The organism is Streptomyces sp. NPDC047028 (genome assembly GCF_040644095.1).
Taxonomy (GTDB): domain Bacteria; phylum Actinomycetota; class Actinomycetes; order Streptomycetales; family Streptomycetaceae; genus Streptomyces.
Genome location: NZ_JBEYVS010000003.1, coordinates 53,535 through 68,786, shown reverse-complemented (window position 1 = coordinate 68,786; position 15,252 = coordinate 53,535). Strand labels below are relative to the sequence as shown.

Below are 15,252 nucleotides of genomic sequence, written 5' to 3'. Positions count from 1 at the left end.
TAGCCTGGGGGGCGCGGCATTTCGTAGGCCCGCATGCCCGTGAACGAGACAGGCACAGGAACGAGGAACCAGATGACCGACCCCGTGACACTGGACGGCGAGGGCCCCATCGGCGAGTTCGACGAGAAGCGCGCCGAGAACGCCGTACGCGAACTCCTGATCGCGGTCGGCGAAAACCCGGACCGCGAGGGCCTCCGGGAAACCCCGGCGCGGGTGGCGCGGGCGTATCGGGAGCTGCTGGCCGGGTTGTGGCAGGAGCCCGAGGACGTTCTCACGACCACGTTCGACCTGGGGCACGACGAGATGGTCCTGGTCAAGGACATTGAGATCGTTTCCCTCTGTGAACATCATCTCCTGCCATTTCATGGCGTAGCTCACGTTGGTTACATTCCTGCTGAATCGGGCAAAATCACCGGCTTGTCGAAGCTGGCGCGCCTGGTCGAGGTGTTCGCGCGGCGTCCGCAGGTGCAGGAACGACTCACCACACAGATCGCGGATTCACTCATGCGGATCCTCGACGCGCGCGGGGCCATCGTCGTCATCGAGGCCGAGCACATGTGCATGTCGGTGCGGGGTATCCGCAAGCCCGGCGCCAAGACGACCACGTCCGCGGTGCGCGGCCAGCTGCGGGACGCTACGACCCGTGCCGAGGCAATGAGCCTGATACTGGCGCACTGACCCGATTGTCAGTGGTGCCCGATACCGTCCTTGATCAGTGGGGTTGATCACTGGTCAAGGGGGGATCGGGAAATGGCGTAGGGACTGCCGAGCAAGCAGCTGGTGACCGTGGTCGGCGGGGGACGTCAGGCCAGGCACGTCGAGGTCGGTGCCAAGTTGTGGGCTTTGGACGGTACCCGGACCATGCAGACGACCGTCGTCGAGGTGACCGCCGTCAAGGCGCGTGAAGTCGTGGATGTGGTCACTGATCGCCTCACGTTCACCGTCGCTCCGATGCAGGAGTTGGGAACCACCCGTGGATGGGTACCCGCCGACGACGCGACGGGGAGCGCGGTCGCCTGGACCCACGCGCGGAAGCTGTGCAGGGAGCGGTTGACGATCCGGCCGGGATACGAGTTCGGGTACTTCGTCGGAGCCACGTGTGCGGATGGGACCGTCGGCAAGAACTACGTGTCGCTCGTGGTCAACGAAGAGCACTTCGCCGCGCGCTACGCCGAGTGCCTGACGAAATCCACTGGCCTGCCGGCACGGTTGGAACCCGTGACCCGCCCATCCGGCTTCCTTCAGCGGGACCTGCCCGGGCTTCCGGGTGCGTGTCGTGTCGTCGTACCTTTCGGATGCGATGCGGCAGTACGTCGGCGGTGACGCCCACCACATGCGGCAGCGGTTCCCGCGTGTGGTCCTCCGGGACGAGGAGACCTTCGCGGGCTTTCTCGACGGCTACGTCGAGGGAGACGGGCACCGGCTTCGCGGCAGGTGGGGGGCCCGGGTGGTGGTGAGTGGGAATGTGCCGTTCCTGCGTGAGATGGCGTCCGTCATCGGCGCGCGATTCACGCCGAATGCCAAGCCCGGTCGGGTGTCGCGTCTGTATATCTCCGACGAGTGGGCCCGGCGAGGGACCTACCAGCCCGAGCACCACCCCCTCGACCCCGGCGAATCGTCCTGGGTCAAGGTGAACGAGGTCAGGCGGAGGGCTGCCGCGGGCACCAAGCCCTTCACCCTCTACAGCTACCGCCTCCACCCCCATCCCGGTTTCTGGTGAACGGGCACCTGGTGCGGCAGGACTGGTAGCCGCGGTTCAGGACGCTGGTTCCGCGCCCTGGGGGTGTTGGTCGTCGTCCTCGGGGAGTTTGCAGACACGTTCCAGGAACAGGGCTGCCGCTATGACGCCGATGCCGGCCGCGACGGAGAGGCCGGCGTAGATGGCCTGGTCGACGCGGGCGGGGATGTCGAGGAGTTCCAGGAGGAAGACGCCCGTGCCGCCGTACATGCCGGCGACGAGGGCGGCGACCAGGGCGCTGGCCTGGCCGAAGACGACGGCGCGGGCGGCCATCAGGAGGTCGACGCCCTTGGCTCCGGGGCGGCGCTCGCGCTGGGCCTTCAGGCGGGCGCGCAGCGAGAGTGCCGTGGCCAGCAGGACCACGGCGATCAGGGCGAGGACGATGGGGGCGGCCAGCGGGACGCTGGGGAGGGTGCCGACCGCGTTCCACAGGCGGGCGGCCGCCCAGGACAGGACTCCCGCCACGACGAACACGCCGACCAGCACCCTGATGCGCAGCTCTTTCACGGTGTCCCTTCAGCTCCCCCGGCGCGGCCCCTGCGGTCGTCCGTCTCGACCTTAACGACTACTCGGGCAGTCGGAGTTCCAGGTCGCCGCGGGCCTCGACGCCGTCGCGGGTGATGCCGGACAGCAGGTCGGCCACCGGGCCGCGGCCGGGGAGCTGGGCCTGGGGGTCCACGTCGTGCCAGGGCGCCAGCACGAAGGCCCGCTCGTGGGCGCGGGGGTGGGGGAGGGTGAGCCGGGGGTCGTCGGAGGTGATCTCGGCGTAGGAGACGATGTCGACGTCGAGGGTGCGCGGACCCCAGCGTTCATCGCGGACGCGGTTGAAGGCCTCCTCCACGGCGTGGGCGCGCTCCAGCAGGGAGGAGGGCGGCAGGGTGGTCTTGAGGACGACGACGGCGTTGAAGTAGGAGGGCTGGCTGCCGGGCTCGACGCCCCAGGGCTCGGTCTCGTAGACCGGGGAGACGGCCTTCACGCGGACGCCGGGGGTGTCCTCCAGGGCGTCCACGGCCCCCTGGAGGGTCTCCAGGCGGTTGCCCAGGTTTGAGCCGAGGGAGATCACGGCGCGTTTGGGGTTACTGAGGGTGGTGTCGGCGGCGTCGACCTGTTCGACGACGGAGGCGGGCACCGGCTGGACGGTCGGGTCGCTCTGACCCCAGGTGAACGGTCGGGTCATACTCGGCTCCGGGTGATCGTGACGGTGACGTCGTCGAAGGGGACGGTGATCGGTGCGTCGGGCTTGTGGACGCAGACCTCGACCTCCTGCACTCCCTCGTGCTTCAGGCAGACCTGGGCGATGCGCTCGGCGAGCGTCTCGATGAGGTTCACCGGCTCGCCCTCGACCGCGGCCACGACCTCTTCGGCGACGATCCCGTAGTGCGCGGTCTTCGTCAGGTCGTCGTCGGCGGCGGCCGGGCGGGTGTCCAGGCCGAGGACGAGGTCCACGATGAAGGTCTGGCCCTCCTCGCGTTCCTTGGGGAACACACCGTGGTGACCTCGGGCCTTCAGGCCGCGCAGCGCGACACGATCCACGCGAATCACTCCTGCAATCGTCGGTAAGGGCCGGTGCGCACCGCGTGCGGGCGGTGCACCGGCCTGAAGACGAATCTACCTGCGGGCACTGACACGGCCGGGGCGCGGGGGCGTGGGGACGGGCCCGCTCGACGAGGGTTCATCCGGTGTTTGCCCCGGGGGACCCGGTCGCGTCAGGGGTTGGTAGCCGCACCTACCCCGGGGATCGTGATTCCAACCACTTCTTGGTCCGTGCGGGGCCCGGGGGCCGGGGCCGGGGATGGCAGCCGGTGCGGCGCGGGCTCAGGCGAGGGTCTCGTCGTCCGGGTTCCCGCCGCTTCCGCCGTTCCCGTCGTCGCCCTCCTCGCCGTCGTCGTCCTCACCGGTCTCGGCGAGCACGGGGGAGGCGTGATGGGACCAGATCTTCCAGCCGAGCGGGGTGCGCCGGAACACGTTCGTGGCGACGACGAGCTGCCCGAGGAGGGGGCCCAGTTCGGCGCCCTCGGCGGGGGCGGGGCCGCCGCTGAGGATGTTCTCGGTGCAGGTCACGACGGCGGTGTCGCCGGTCACGGAGACGTGCACGTCGGTCAGGAAGAACTGGATGTAGTCGGTGTTGGCCATGATCAGCGCGTACGACCTGAGGACCTCGCCGCGGCCCGTGAGCGCCGGCCAGCCGGGGTGCACGCAGGAGATCACGCCGGTGTCGGCGGGGTCGTGGTAGGTCTCGTCGACGCCGAGGTCGCCGGGCGTGAGCCAGAGCGAGGACAGTTCCTCGAAGTCGCCGCGTTCCATCGCCTCGTAGAAGGCGGTGTTGGCGGCCTCGACGTTCTCGACGTCGGTGTGGGGTGCGCTCACCGGGCTCCTTCCGCCCCGCGCCCGTGACCGGTGCCGGGCGCGTCGGGTGTCGTACGTGCCCCTTCCACGGCGCGGGCGACGCGAACCGCGTCCGCGGTGGCGCGTACCTCGTGGACGCGGACGGCCCAGGCGCCGGCGTGGGCGGCGAGCGCGGAGACGGCGGCGGTGGCGGCGTCGCGTTCACGGGCGGGCGGCGGCGCGCCTTCGGGGCCGGCGAGGACACGGCCGAGGAACCGTTTGCGGGAGGCGGCGACGAGCAGGGGGTGGCCGAGGGCGCGCAGGCGGTCGAGGTGGGCGAGGAGGGTGAGGTCGTGTCCGGCCTCCTTGGAGAAGCCGAGTCCGGGGTCGACGACTATCCGGTCCGGGGCTATGCCGCCGGCGAGGACGGCGTCCACGCGCGCGTGGAGTTCGTCGAGGACTTCGGCGACGACGTCGTCGTAGACCCCGTGGACCTTGTCGCCGTGGAGGAAGCCGCGCCAGTGCATGACGACGAAGGGGGCACCCGCGGCGGCGACGACGGGGACCATCGCGGGGTCGGCGAGGCCGCCGCTGACGTCGTTGACGAGGGCGGCGCCGGCCGCGAGGGACTGTTCGGCGACGGTGGCCCGCATGGTGTCGACGGAGACGACGACGCCTTCGGCGGCGAGGCCGCGGACGACGGGGACGACGCGCCGGAGTTCCTCGGACTCGTCGACGCGGGTGGCGCCGGGGCGGGTGGACTCGCCGCCGACGTCGACCAGGTCGGCGCCCTCGGCGACGAGGTCGAGGCCGTGTTTGACGGCGGTGGTGGTGTCGAACCAGCGGCCGCCGTCGGAGAAGGAGTCGGGGGTCACGTTGACGACCCCCATGACCGCGCACCGGTCCCATGCCGGAAGGCCCGCCACTCGGCCGCGCCCGCTGTGGTTGTTCATACGTTCAGCGTAGGCCCCTGGAGGTGGCCGGAACTGCCCGGACATGGTGCGGCCCGGGCGGCGGCCCCCGGCTGGAGGGGGAGGGGCTGCCGCCCGGACCCGTTTTCGGCGGTCCGCGCGCGTGCGAACCGCGGACGCACCTTTCCGGTCAGGCCGCGCGGACGTCCCGTTCCGCCACCGCGTGGGCGCAGGTGCGTTCCGCGGCGGCCCGGCGGCGGCGCAGGAAGCGGGGCAGGGGCAGGGCGAGGGTGACGAAGCCCTCCGCCTGCATGGCGGCGAAGCCGATGCGGGGCAGGTCGGCGGAGGCGCGGTAGACGACGAAGCGGGGTTCCCAGCGGGGCTGGAACTTGGCGTTGAACTTGTACAGCGACTCGATCTGGAACCAGCGGGAGAGGAACACCAGCAGTCCGCGCCAGGCGCGCAGCACCGGTCCGGCGCCGATCTTCTCCCCGCGCGCGAGGGCGGAGCGGAACATCGCGAAGTTCAGCGAGACCCGGCTGATGCCGAATTTGGGCGCGGCCTGGAGGGCGGCGACGATCAGCAGTTCGTTCATGCCGGGGTCGGCGCTGCGGTCGCGGCGCATGAGGTCCAGGGAGACCCCGTCCTCGCCCCAGGGGACGAAGTGCAGGACGGCCTTGAGGTCGCCGTACTCGCCGGGCTCGTCGTCCTGCTTGTGCGCGGTGGCGATGAGGCAGTCGCCGTCGGCGGCGTCGCCGATCCGGCCGAGCGCCATGGAGAAGCCGCGCTCGGTGTCGGTGCCGCGCCAGTCCTCGGCGGCCATGCGGACCCGCTCCAGCTCGGCCTCGCCGAGGTCACGGATGCGCCGTACCCGGGTTTCGTAGCCGGCTCGCTCGATGCGCTTGACCATCTGGCGTACGTTGCGCATCGCGCGTCCGGCGAGTGAGAAATCCGCCACGTCGACCACCGCCTCGTCGCCCAGTTCGAGGGCGTCCAGGCCGGTCTCGCGGGTCCAGACCTCGCCGCCGGTCTCGGAGCAGCCCATGACGGCGGGCGTCCAGGAGTGGGCCTTGGCCTCGTCCATGAAGCGTTCGATGGCGCCCGGCCACGCCTCGACGTCGCCGATCGGGTCCCCGCTGGCGAGCATCACGCCGGAGACGACGCGGTAGGTGACGGCGGCCTTTCCGCTGGGCGAGAAGACGACGGCCTTGTCGCGGCGCAGCGCGAAGTGGCCGAGGGAGTCGCGGCGGCCGTGCTTGGCGAGCAGGGCGCGCAGCCGGGACTCGTCCTCCTCGGTGAGGCGGGCGGCCGGGTGTTCGGGGCGGAAGGCGAGGTAGACGGTGGTGACCGCGGTGAGCCAGCCGAGGGCGCCGAGGGAGAAGGCGACCGTCCAGGAGGTGTTGCCCTTGTAGTCGACGGGTCCTTCGAAGCCGAACAGGCCGTAGACGACGTGTGTCAGCCGATCGGCCAGGCTCGGGTCGCCGACCATGAGGTTCGGGTGGACGCTGACGATGACCAGGCCGAGTGCGAGGGAACCGGCGCCCATGAGGACGAAGTTGGCGAGCGCGCGCCACCGGCTGCGCGGATCGGGCAGGGCCGTGAACTCGTCGCGGTGGCGCAGCAGCGGGAAGAGCAGGGCCATCGAGATGACTGCTCCGACGATCGAGTGCCGGTACACGAACTCGGCGACCGCGCCCGCGGGGAGCAGGGCTACCGCGGCGCGCCAGGCCCGGCGCTTGCGCCGTTTGAGGCCGTGGGCGAGGAGCAGCAGCAGCACGCCGGCGCTGAGCGACAGGGCCGCGGCGAAGGGGCCGAACGAGCCCGGCAGCACTTCCGCCAGGGCGTGCATACGGCTGTGACGGAAGCGCGGGAACACGCCCGCGGCGATGTCCAGGGCGCCGACGAGGGTGCAGGCCCTGCTGACGAGAACGGGGACGGCCTCGGGGCGCGGACCGCGCAGTATGCGCCGCGCCCGGCCTGATCGGCTCGGAACCCCGCCTGACATTTCCCCATCTATCCTGACAGACATCGCATCCCGTAGTTCTGCGAGAGACCTTGAACCCGGGCCCGATCGGGCATCCGGCGACATTGCGCCCTCTAGGACGGTGTCTCGGGGAGAGAGGTTCACTCCCCGCCGGAAACTCGGGTCAAAGGCCAAGGAAAGCACCGGGCAAGCTCAGCCAAAGTTGTGTGGGCGCGCCACGGTCGGAAAGCGCAGGCAGGAACCCCCCATGGGTCTCACGAGCAAAAAAGTGCTGGTGCTGGCGATCTTGTTCGCGGCGTTGCTGTTCGTCGCCACGGTGTGGCTGTGGCCACGGCTGGCCCGCCGCAACTGGCGGAACGTCAGCGGACGCGTCGGGCTGCTGCTGGCCACGCAGTTCGCGTTGATCGCCTCGCTCGGCATCTTCGCCAACCAGAGCTTCGGGTTCTACGCCAGCTGGGCCGACCTGTTCGGTCAGGAAACCGACCAGGGCATCGTCGTCGACCACCTGGCGGGCGGCACCGGCGGCCCCCTCCAGGTGTACTCCACGTCCCGGGTGCCGGGCGTGAAGGGCTCGCTGCCGCAGGCGGTCGGCCAGATACAGAAGGTCGAGATCGCCGGGGCGACGAGCCACATCAACTCACAGGCGTACGTCTACCTCCCCCCGGAGTACTTCCAGCACCAGTACCGCAAGCGCACGTTCCCCGCCGCGGTCGTCCTCACGGGCTACCCCGGTACGGCCAAGGCGCTGGTGACCAAGCTGCAGTACCCGCGCGTGGCGCAGGAGGAGGCGAAGCACGGGCGCATGCAGCCGATGATCCTGGTGATGCTGCGGCCGACCCTCGCTCCCCCGAGGGACACCGAGTGCGTGGACATCCCGGGCGGCCCGCAAACGGAAACGTTTTTTGCCAAGGACCTGCCAAAGGCGGTGACGTCCCACTACCGGGTCGGCAAGCAGTCGGGGAGCTGGGGCATCATCGGTGACTCCACCGGCGGCTACTGCGCGCTGAAGTTCGCCATGCACCACCCCAAGGTGTACGTCGCCGGGGCGGGCCTGTCGCCGTACTACCACGCGCCGATCGACCCCACCACGGGTGACCTGTTCCAGGGGAACGCGCTGCTGAAGAACCGCGCCAGCCTGTGGTGGCTGCTCAAGCACGAGCCCGCGCCTGACACCTCACTGCTCGTCACCAGCAGCAAGGTCGGCGAGCACAACTACAAGGACACGCTGAAGTTCATCAAGGCCGTGCAGGACACGCACCTGACCCGGGTCTCGTCGATCATCCTCGACAGCGGCGGCCACAACTTCAACACCTGGCGGCGCGAGCTCCCGGCGACGCTCCAGTGGATCAGCGGGCGGCTGAGCGACCGCTGAGCCGCGGGGAGTTTTTGCGGGGCGGGGGTCCGCGAAACGCCTACGCGCGGTAAGTTTCTGGCCATGCCACGTGGACGCCACCGCCATTCCCCGCCTCTGCACCGGCTGTTGCCTCCCTCGGCGATCGCCGGTGTCGCCGTCGTCTGCGCGCTGGGCCCGTGGGTCTTCTCGCAGGCCACGGCGTTGCGTGCGCTGGCCGCAGCCGCCGCGGCGACGACCGTCCTCGGCGCGGTCGTCATGCGCCGCTGGGACACCCACGCGGGCAAGCAGGTCGCCGACCTCACGCGCGCGCGTGCCAGCGACGAGTGGCGCTTCGAGGAACGGGTCGCCGAACTGGAGACCGACCTGGAGGAGTCGCGCGAGCTGCGCGTCAAGCTGGAGCAGCGGCTGCGCGCGAAGCGTGCCGAACTGGCCGGGCTGCGGAACGAGCACGCGTCCCTGCTGCGCCGGTACGCCACGGCGGAGACCGAGCGGGCCAGCGCCCTGGAGGGGCGCCGGCTGCTGGAGATCGAGGCGGGCGAGCCGTCGGGCGCGCTCGCGCTGCCACCGGCCCGCAGCGCGGAACCGGAGACGACCGAGGCTCCGGAACAGGGCGCCGAGGGAACGCCGTCGACGCCGGGGGTGTTCTCCCCCGAGGGGGCGGACCTGTTCCGGCGGGCTCTGCTGGCGCTGGCCCGGTTCGAGCGGGAGCCCGCCCCGGACCCCGAGCCGGAACCGGAGGCGAAGTCCGAGGCGAAGGCGGAGGACGAGCCGGACGAGACCGGCCCCGCCGCCCGGGGTGAGGCCGTGGAAGCCGGCGATGCCCCGGACATCGCGGAAGCCGTGACGGATTCCGCGTCGGAGACGGAGACGGCCGGCGTCGCGCGGCAACCCGGGCACGAGAGCGAGGCGGAGGCGTCGTCCGAGCGGGCCGACGGGCACGCGCGCGCGGCCGCCGTCCCGACGGTGCCGGCGCAGTCGCCCGCCCCCGAGGGCCGGCAGCCCGCCGGGCACTACACGGTGCCGACCGCCGTCGCCGTCGTACCGGCCGCCCCGGCTCGGCGCCCGGCGGTCCAGGGCGGGTTCGACTTCTTCGGCACCCAGAAGGAGACCGCGTCCGCCGCGCTGGACTCCGTGCAGAACGAGGACCTGGCGGACGTCGTCGGCGAAGAGGCCCTCGCGCTGCACAAGGCGGAGACCGAGGCGGACTTCAAGCCCGCCGACACGGACGCCCGCGGCATCGGCCAGGTCATCGACCTGACAGCGCACGACGAAACAGAACAAATCGACATCAAGGGCCTACGCTCCGCAGCCTCCTGACCCACCCCAGCGGCGCGGGGAACTGCGCGAGAAGCACCACGCACCCGCAGAAGGCAACGGCCCCCAGCCACCCCTTCCCCAGGGGCGCGGGGAACTGCGCGAATGGCACCACGCACCCGCAGAAGGCAACGGCGCCCACCGCGCCCGGTGTCGGTGGCCGTCAGGTCATCCAGCGGTCCGGGCGGCTCGTCCTGCGGCCGGTGCGGGAGCGATCCGCCTGGGACAGGAGGAGCGCGGCGGCCCGGTCGGCGGGACGCAGACGGGCTGTCACGGTCTTGCCGGCCCCCGTGTCCACGTGAACGTCGGCAAGCCGCCACAGCCGCTTCCAGGGCCCCTGGGTGAGCCGTACGCTCTGCACCTTGGCGTGCGGGACCAGGGAGAGGCGGCGGCGCAGCAGTCCGTGCCGGGCGGCGAACACGGTGTCGGTGACCGCGAGCCCGTGGCCGCGCCACCACACCGGCAGGCAGCCCGCCGCCCGCCGCGGCGGCCGCGACAGCGACGCCGGTACGGTCACGCCGGGCAGCACGCGCGCGACGACCGACTCGGCGACCGCGCGAGGGGCGACCGGCACGAGCACGGAGTTCGCGGACCCGGCCACGTCGAGCTGCACCCGCACCCACCCCAGCCGCCGCCACAGCAGCGGCTCCACGACGCGCACGGACTGCACGCGCCCCGGCGGCACCGTCTCGTGCGTACGGTCCAGGAGCCCGTGGTCGATGCGCAGTCCGTCCGGGGAGTCGCCCACCGTCCAGTCGTACTCGGCGACGAACCGTCCGGCGCTGGTCGCGCCCGCCGCGCTGAGCAGCGGCAGACCGGTGGCGAGGACCGTCCACAGGTTGTGGGTGGCGAGCCACAGCAGCGACGGAACGACGAGCGCGGCCAGCAGCGTGGCCCAGGGCGCGCCGGTCAGCAGCAGGGACAGCGCCAGCGCGCGCGGGGGCACGCGCAGCAGCTCACGGGACGGCGCCTCGCCGACTTCCCGCGCCGCCTCGGGCGCGAAGCCCGCCGCGTGGGCCAGCAGCTCCGCCCGCAGGGCGCGTGCCTCCCGCTCGCCGAGGAAGGCGAGTTCGTCCTTCTTGTCGGCTCCCACGACGTCTATCCGCAGCTTGGCGACGCCCGCCACGCGCGCGAGGAGGGGACGCGTGACGTCGACGGCCTGGATCCGCTCCAGCCGGATGTGCGCCGTGCGCCGGAACAGCAGCCCGGTCCGTATGCGCAGTTCGGTGCCGGTGACCGAGAAGTGCGTGAACCACCAGGACAGGAAGCCGTAGAGGGCGGCGGCCGGGACCAGGACGGCCAGCCCGGTCAGCAGCATGGTGGTGGTCAGCCGGGTCAGCTGCGTCTGCGCCCCGTTCGGGTCGTGCGCCGCCCATCCGACGAGGACGGCGACCGGCGCCCACGCCCGCCGGAACGGCGTGACCGGGTGCAGCCGCCGCTCGGCCACCGCCCCCTGGTCCGCCACGTCGCCCGCCGTGTCGTCGACGGGGCCCGGCGCCGTCACAGGCCCGCCGACCGGGCCTCGCCCAGCTCGGTGAGCCGGTCCCGCAGCCGCTCCGCCTCGCCCGGTTCCAGACCGGGGATCTTCGCGTCGGTCGCGGCGGCCGCCGTGTGCAGTTGGACGCCGGCCAGCCCGAAGTACCGCTCGACGGGACCGGACGTGACCTCCACCAGCTGCATCCGCCCGTACGGCACCACCGTCTCCTCCCGCCACAGCACACCCCGGCTGATCAGCAGGTCGTCGGCGCGCTCGGCGTACCGCCAGGACCGCCAGTTGCGCCCCAGCAGCACCCAGCCCCAGCCGGCGACGGCCAGGGGCAGCAGCGCCCAGACCGCCCAGGGCGGCCCGGCGAGCAGGCCGGGCAGCAGCCCCGCGGCCAGCGTGGCCACGACCGTCCACACCGCCAGCAGCAGCCTGCGCATCCGCAGCAGGCCCGGCGGCAGCCCCCGCCACACCGGCTGCTCCTCCAGCGACCCGGTGCCTTCCGGGATCCCCGTCTCCATGGGCCCAGCGTACGTAGGGGAGACTGGGTCCATGACTCCTACGACGGAGACCATGGTCGGGATCGGCGGTGCCGCGGAGAGCACCGACATGGTGCTCAACATCGGCCCCCAGCACCCGTCCACGCACGGTGTGCTGCGGCTGAAGCTCGTTTTGGACGGGGAGCGCATCCAGCGCGCGGAACCGGTGATCGGCTATATGCACCGGGGCGCGGAGAAGCTGTTCGAGGCGCGGGACTACCGGCAGATCATCATGCTGGCCAACCGCCACGACTGGCTGTCGGCGTTCTCCAACGAGCTGGGTGTGGTCCTCGCCGTGGAGCGGATGCTCGGCATGGAGGTCCCCGAGCGGGCGGTGTGGACGCGCACGCTGCTCGCCGAGCTGAACCGGGTGCTCAACCACCTGATGTTCCTCGGCTCCTACCCGCTGGAGCTGGGCGGGATCACGCCGGTGTTCTACGCGTTCCGGGAGCGCGAGGTCCTCCAGAACGTGATGGAGGAGGTCTCCGGCGGCCGTATGCACTACATGTTCAACCGCGTCGGCGGCCTCAAGGAGGACCTGCCGGCCGGCTGGACCGCACGCGCGCGTGCCGCCGTCGCCGCCGTGCGCTCCCGGATGGACGTCTACGACGACCTGGTGCTCGGCAACGAGATCTTCCGGGGACGCACGCGGGGTGTCGGCGTCCTCTCCCCGGAGGCCGTGCACGCCTACGGGGTCAGCGGGCCCATCGCGCGTGCCTCGGGCGTCGACTTCGACCTGCGCCGTGACGAGCCGTACCTCGCCTACGGCGAGCTCCAGGACACCCTGGACGTGGTCACCCGGGACGAGGGCGACTGCCTGGCCCGCTTCGAGTGCCTGCTCGCCCAGACCCACAACGCGCTGGACCTGGCCGACGCCTGCCTGGACCGGGTGGCCGAGCTGCCGCCCGGACCGATCAACCAGCGGCTGCCGAAGGTGCTGAAGGCACCCGAGGGGCACACGTACGCGTGGACCGAGAACCCGCTCGGCATCAACGGCTACTACCTGGTCAGCAAGGGCGAGAAGACGCCGTACCGGCTGAAGCTGCGCTCGGCGTCGTACAACAACATCCAGGCGCTGACCGAACTGCTGCCGGGGACGCTGGTGGCGGACATGGTGGCGATCCTAGGGTCGATGTTCTTCGTGGTCGGGGACATCGACAAGTAGGTCTGGGCCGGCGTCAGGGGCAGGACGGCGCGTCTCCGAGCGGGTTGGGAATTCCAACCGACTGCACGAGCCAGCCGAAGTCCCCGAGACCGCCCGGCGCGGTGAGTTCTGCGGCCTCGCCCGCGCTCGCCAGGGCCCGTACGTAGGCCGCCGGGTCCGTGGAGGCCAGTGCGAGCGGAGGGCGCCCGCCCGAGACTCCCAGGAGACGCAGTGCCTCGCGCTGCGTGAGGAGGTGTGCGGTGCCGCTGGACGCGTGCGCGCACGCGTCCAGGGCGACGTGGGCCGTGATGTCGCAGGTGCCGTCCGGGACGGGGGTGGTCTCCCGGCCCTCGCGGAATCCGGTGAGGGTGCCGTACGGGGGGCGTGCGGTGGCGGTGTGGGCGTAGTCCACGGCGACCGCGAGGCCGCGGGACAGCCGTCGTACGGCGTCCGTCCAGGCGAGGTCCCGGGGGAGGCCGATCTCCGCGCGCAGTCCCTCCTCGGCCGGCAGCGGCCACCAGCGGGCCAGCCACTCCGCCCCGGATCCCGTCACCGGCTCCCCGAGGGTCTCGGAGCCGTCCGGCGCGACGAGCACCAGCCGGGGGACGCCGGCCGCGTCCACCTCGGCGACGTCCACGGGCACGTTGTCGAGCCACTCGTTCGCGAACAGCAGCCCCGTGACGCCGGCCGGGGGCTCGTGCAGCCAGGTGATCCGCTCGTCCAGGCCGGCCGGGCGGTCGGCGAGCTCGACGGCGTACCCGCGCGCGCGGGCGGCCACGTCGGCCGGGAGGGCGGCGAGCACACCGGTGACCAGTTCGCCGCGGCCGGCCCCCATGTCGACGAAGTCCAGCTCCCCGGGCCGGCCCAGCGCCTCGTCGACCCGGCACAGCAGTCCGGCCACGGCGGACGCGAACAGCGCGGACGCGTGCACGGACGTACGGAAGTGACCGGCCGGTCCCTCGGGCCGCCGGTAGAAGCCACCGGGGCCGTACAGCGCCGCCTCGGTCGCCGCACGCCACCCGCGGCACTCGCCCCGGCCCGGCCGCGCGCGTCCAAGCGCGGGCGCGCGTTCCGCTTCCCGCGCCGTCTCATCCGTCACCGCACCAGACTAGGCGCACAGATGATCACCTCCTCCACCTTGGGGAGTACGCGCGCCGGACCCGGATCGGCCCTCCGGTTGACCCCTGCACCTATCCCGTTTCCCTACTCTGGGTTACGTGCAGCGCCTCTATGACTTCCTTCGCAGACACCCGACGTGGGTCGACGGCTTCTGGGCCGTCGTCCTGGTCGGGCTCTCCGGGGTGAGCATCGTGAACCTGGACGGCACCCCGCACCACCACGGCTCGTACGCCGCGGCCTGGACCGTCTCGCTGGTCCTGTGCGTGGTCGTCGCGCTGCGCCGCCGCTTCCCGGAGCCGATGCTGCTGCTGGCGCTCATGGCCGGACTGGGCCAGCTGGCCCTGGACGTCGAACCCGTCGTCGCCGACTTCGCGATGCTGGTGATCACGTACACGGTCGCCGCGGTCGGCGCCCGCTGGGCCTCCCGGCTGGCGCTCGCCACCAGCCTGTTCGCGGCCTCGCTGGCGCAGGTGCGCTGGCCGACCGAGCACACCAGCGGCCTCGGGCAGATCGCGCTCGCGGTGTTCCAGACCGTGCCGTTCGCCCTCGCCTGGGTGCTCGGCGACTCCATGCGCACCCGCCGCGCCTACTTCGCGCAGCTGGAGGAGCGGGCCGCCCGCCTGGAGAAGGAGCGCGAGGCACAGTCCAAGGTGGCCGTCGCCGCCGAGCGCGCCCGCATCGCGCGTGAACTGCACGACGTCGTCGCGCACAACGTGTCGGTGATGGTGGTGCAGGCCGACGGCGCCGCCTACGTCCTCGACGCGGCGCCCGACCAGGCGAAGAAGGCCCTGGAGACGATCTCCTCCACCGGCCGCCAGGCCCTCGCCGAGATGCGCCGCCTGCTGGGCGTCCTGCGCACCGGGGAACACCAGGAGGTCGGCGAGTACGTCCCGCAGCCCGACGTCGACCAGATCGACGACCTGGTCGAGCAGTGCCGCAGCTCCGGGCTGCCCGTCGACTTCAAGATCGAGGGCACCCCGCGCCCGCTGCCCAGCGGCGTGGAGCTGACCGCGTACCGGATCGTGCAGGAGGCGCTCACCAACACCCGTAAGCACGGCGGGCCGAACGCGGGCGCGAGCGTCCGGTTGGTCTACTTCGACGACGGGCTCGGCCTGCTCGTCGAGGACGACGGCAAGGGCGCCCCGCACGAGCTGTACGAGGAGGGCGGCGCCGACGGCCAGGGGCACGGCCTGATCGGCATGCGCGAGCGGGTCGGCATGGTCGGCGGCACGCTCGACGCGGGCCCCCGTCAGGGCGGAGGATTCCGCATCAGCGTGCTGCTGCCCCTCAAACCGGCGCACTGACGCAGCCGTACGCCCCCCGGCACACCAACCCACGGAA

At 72.0% G+C, this 15,252-nt stretch carries 16 protein-coding genes; 7 read left to right on the top strand and 9 right to left on the bottom strand.

Annotation, left to right across the window (positions count from 1 at the left end):
* The first annotated feature begins 72 nt into the window (after positions 1 to 72).
* The 3 genes from folE (at position 73) to ABZ854_RS03805 (ending at position 1,720) form a co-directional block, all read left to right on the top strand.
* The gene (gene folE / locus ABZ854_RS03815; protein ID WP_361203710.1) at positions 73 to 678 is read left to right on the top strand and encodes a GTP cyclohydrolase I FolE; all 606 of its coding nucleotides are present in this window, start codon (positions 73 to 75) and stop codon (positions 676 to 678) included.
* A gap of 102 nt (positions 679 to 780) precedes the next feature.
* Positions 781 to 1,323 (top strand): hypothetical protein, encoded by a 543-nt coding sequence (locus tag ABZ854_RS03810; protein ID WP_361203707.1) that lies wholly within the window; start codon positions 781 to 783, stop codon positions 1,321 to 1,323.
* A complete protein-coding gene (locus tag ABZ854_RS03805; RefSeq protein ID WP_361203703.1) occupies positions 1,301 to 1,720 on the top strand; it encodes a hypothetical protein in 420 nt (139 codons plus the stop codon). The genes ABZ854_RS03810 and ABZ854_RS03805 overlap by 23 nt, the downstream gene beginning before the upstream one ends.
* Positions 1,721 to 1,756: 36 nt before the next feature.
* Here the strand turns inward: ABZ854_RS03805 and ABZ854_RS03800 are convergent, their stop codons facing one another.
* The 6 genes from ABZ854_RS03800 to ABZ854_RS03775 all read right to left on the bottom strand — a co-directional run bounded on the left by ABZ854_RS03800 (position 1,757) and on the right by ABZ854_RS03775 (position 6,979).
* Entirely contained in the window at positions 1,757 to 2,245 is a 489-nt protein-coding gene (locus ABZ854_RS03800; RefSeq protein WP_129307676.1) for a DUF3180 domain-containing protein, read from the bottom strand.
* A 58-nt stretch (positions 2,246 to 2,303) separates the two neighbouring features.
* Positions 2,304 to 2,915: a 2-amino-4-hydroxy-6-hydroxymethyldihydropteridine diphosphokinase gene (folK, locus tag ABZ854_RS03795; protein WP_361203699.1), complete on the bottom strand. Its 612-nt coding sequence runs from the start codon at positions 2,913 to 2,915 to the stop codon at positions 2,304 to 2,306.
* Positions 2,912 to 3,271, bottom strand: a complete 360-nt coding sequence (gene folB, locus ABZ854_RS03790; RefSeq protein WP_129307674.1) for a dihydroneopterin aldolase — start codon at positions 3,269 to 3,271, stop codon at positions 2,912 to 2,914. Before folB ends, folK begins: the two co-directional genes overlap by 4 nt.
* A 282-nt stretch (positions 3,272 to 3,553) precedes the next feature.
* Positions 3,554 to 4,105, bottom strand: coding sequence for a nuclear transport factor 2 family protein (locus ABZ854_RS03785; protein ID WP_361203696.1), 552 nt, complete (start codon positions 4,103 to 4,105; stop codon positions 3,554 to 3,556).
* Positions 4,102 to 5,016, bottom strand: a complete 915-nt coding sequence (folP, locus tag ABZ854_RS03780; protein ID WP_361203693.1) for a dihydropteroate synthase — start codon at positions 5,014 to 5,016, stop codon at positions 4,102 to 4,104. Before folP ends, ABZ854_RS03785 begins: the two co-directional genes overlap by 4 nt.
* Before the next feature lie 148 nt (positions 5,017 to 5,164).
* A complete protein-coding gene (locus tag ABZ854_RS03775) occupies positions 5,165 to 6,979 on the bottom strand; it encodes a phosphatidylglycerol lysyltransferase domain-containing protein (protein ID WP_361203690.1) in 1,815 nt (604 codons plus the stop codon).
* A gap of 226 nt (positions 6,980 to 7,205) precedes the next feature.
* Between ABZ854_RS03775 and ABZ854_RS03770 the strand changes: the two genes are divergently transcribed.
* Together ABZ854_RS03770 and ABZ854_RS03765 are read left to right on the top strand one after the other, a co-directional pair.
* Complete coding sequence (locus ABZ854_RS03770) at positions 7,206 to 8,330, top strand: alpha/beta hydrolase-fold protein (protein WP_361203687.1); 1,125 nt, start codon at positions 7,206 to 7,208, stop codon at positions 8,328 to 8,330.
* A gap of 63 nt (positions 8,331 to 8,393) precedes the next feature.
* On the top strand, positions 8,394 to 9,629 hold the full coding sequence (locus ABZ854_RS03765; RefSeq protein WP_361203684.1) for a hypothetical protein: 1,236 nt from the start codon (positions 8,394 to 8,396) through the stop codon (positions 9,627 to 9,629).
* Between the two features lie 160 nt (positions 9,630 to 9,789).
* Here ABZ854_RS03765 and ABZ854_RS03760 read toward each other — a convergent pair whose 3' ends face one another.
* On the bottom strand, positions 9,790 to 11,130 hold the full coding sequence (locus tag ABZ854_RS03760; protein WP_361203681.1) for a PH domain-containing protein: 1,341 nt from the start codon (positions 11,128 to 11,130) through the stop codon (positions 9,790 to 9,792).
* Positions 11,127 to 11,630, bottom strand: coding sequence for a PH domain-containing protein (locus ABZ854_RS03755; RefSeq protein ID WP_361203678.1), 504 nt, complete (start codon positions 11,628 to 11,630; stop codon positions 11,127 to 11,129). The genes ABZ854_RS03760 and ABZ854_RS03755 overlap by 4 nt, the downstream gene beginning before the upstream one ends.
* 31 nt (positions 11,631 to 11,661) lie before the next feature.
* Here ABZ854_RS03755 and ABZ854_RS03750 point away from each other — a divergent pair, with 31 nt between their 5' ends.
* The gene (locus ABZ854_RS03750) at positions 11,662 to 12,813 is read left to right on the top strand and encodes an NADH-quinone oxidoreductase subunit D (protein ID WP_361203675.1); all 1,152 of its coding nucleotides are present in this window, start codon (positions 11,662 to 11,664) and stop codon (positions 12,811 to 12,813) included.
* A 13-nt stretch (positions 12,814 to 12,826) separates the two neighbouring features.
* Here ABZ854_RS03750 and ABZ854_RS03745 read toward each other — a convergent pair whose 3' ends face one another.
* Positions 12,827 to 13,786, bottom strand: coding sequence for an SAM-dependent methyltransferase (locus tag ABZ854_RS03745; protein WP_361204324.1), 960 nt, complete (start codon positions 13,784 to 13,786; stop codon positions 12,827 to 12,829).
* 223 nt (positions 13,787 to 14,009) lie between these two features.
* Between ABZ854_RS03745 and ABZ854_RS03740 the strand changes: the two genes are divergently transcribed.
* Positions 14,010 to 15,215, top strand: a complete 1,206-nt coding sequence (locus ABZ854_RS03740; protein WP_129307665.1) for a sensor histidine kinase — start codon at positions 14,010 to 14,012, stop codon at positions 15,213 to 15,215.
* Positions 15,216 to 15,252 lie beyond the last annotated feature (37 nt).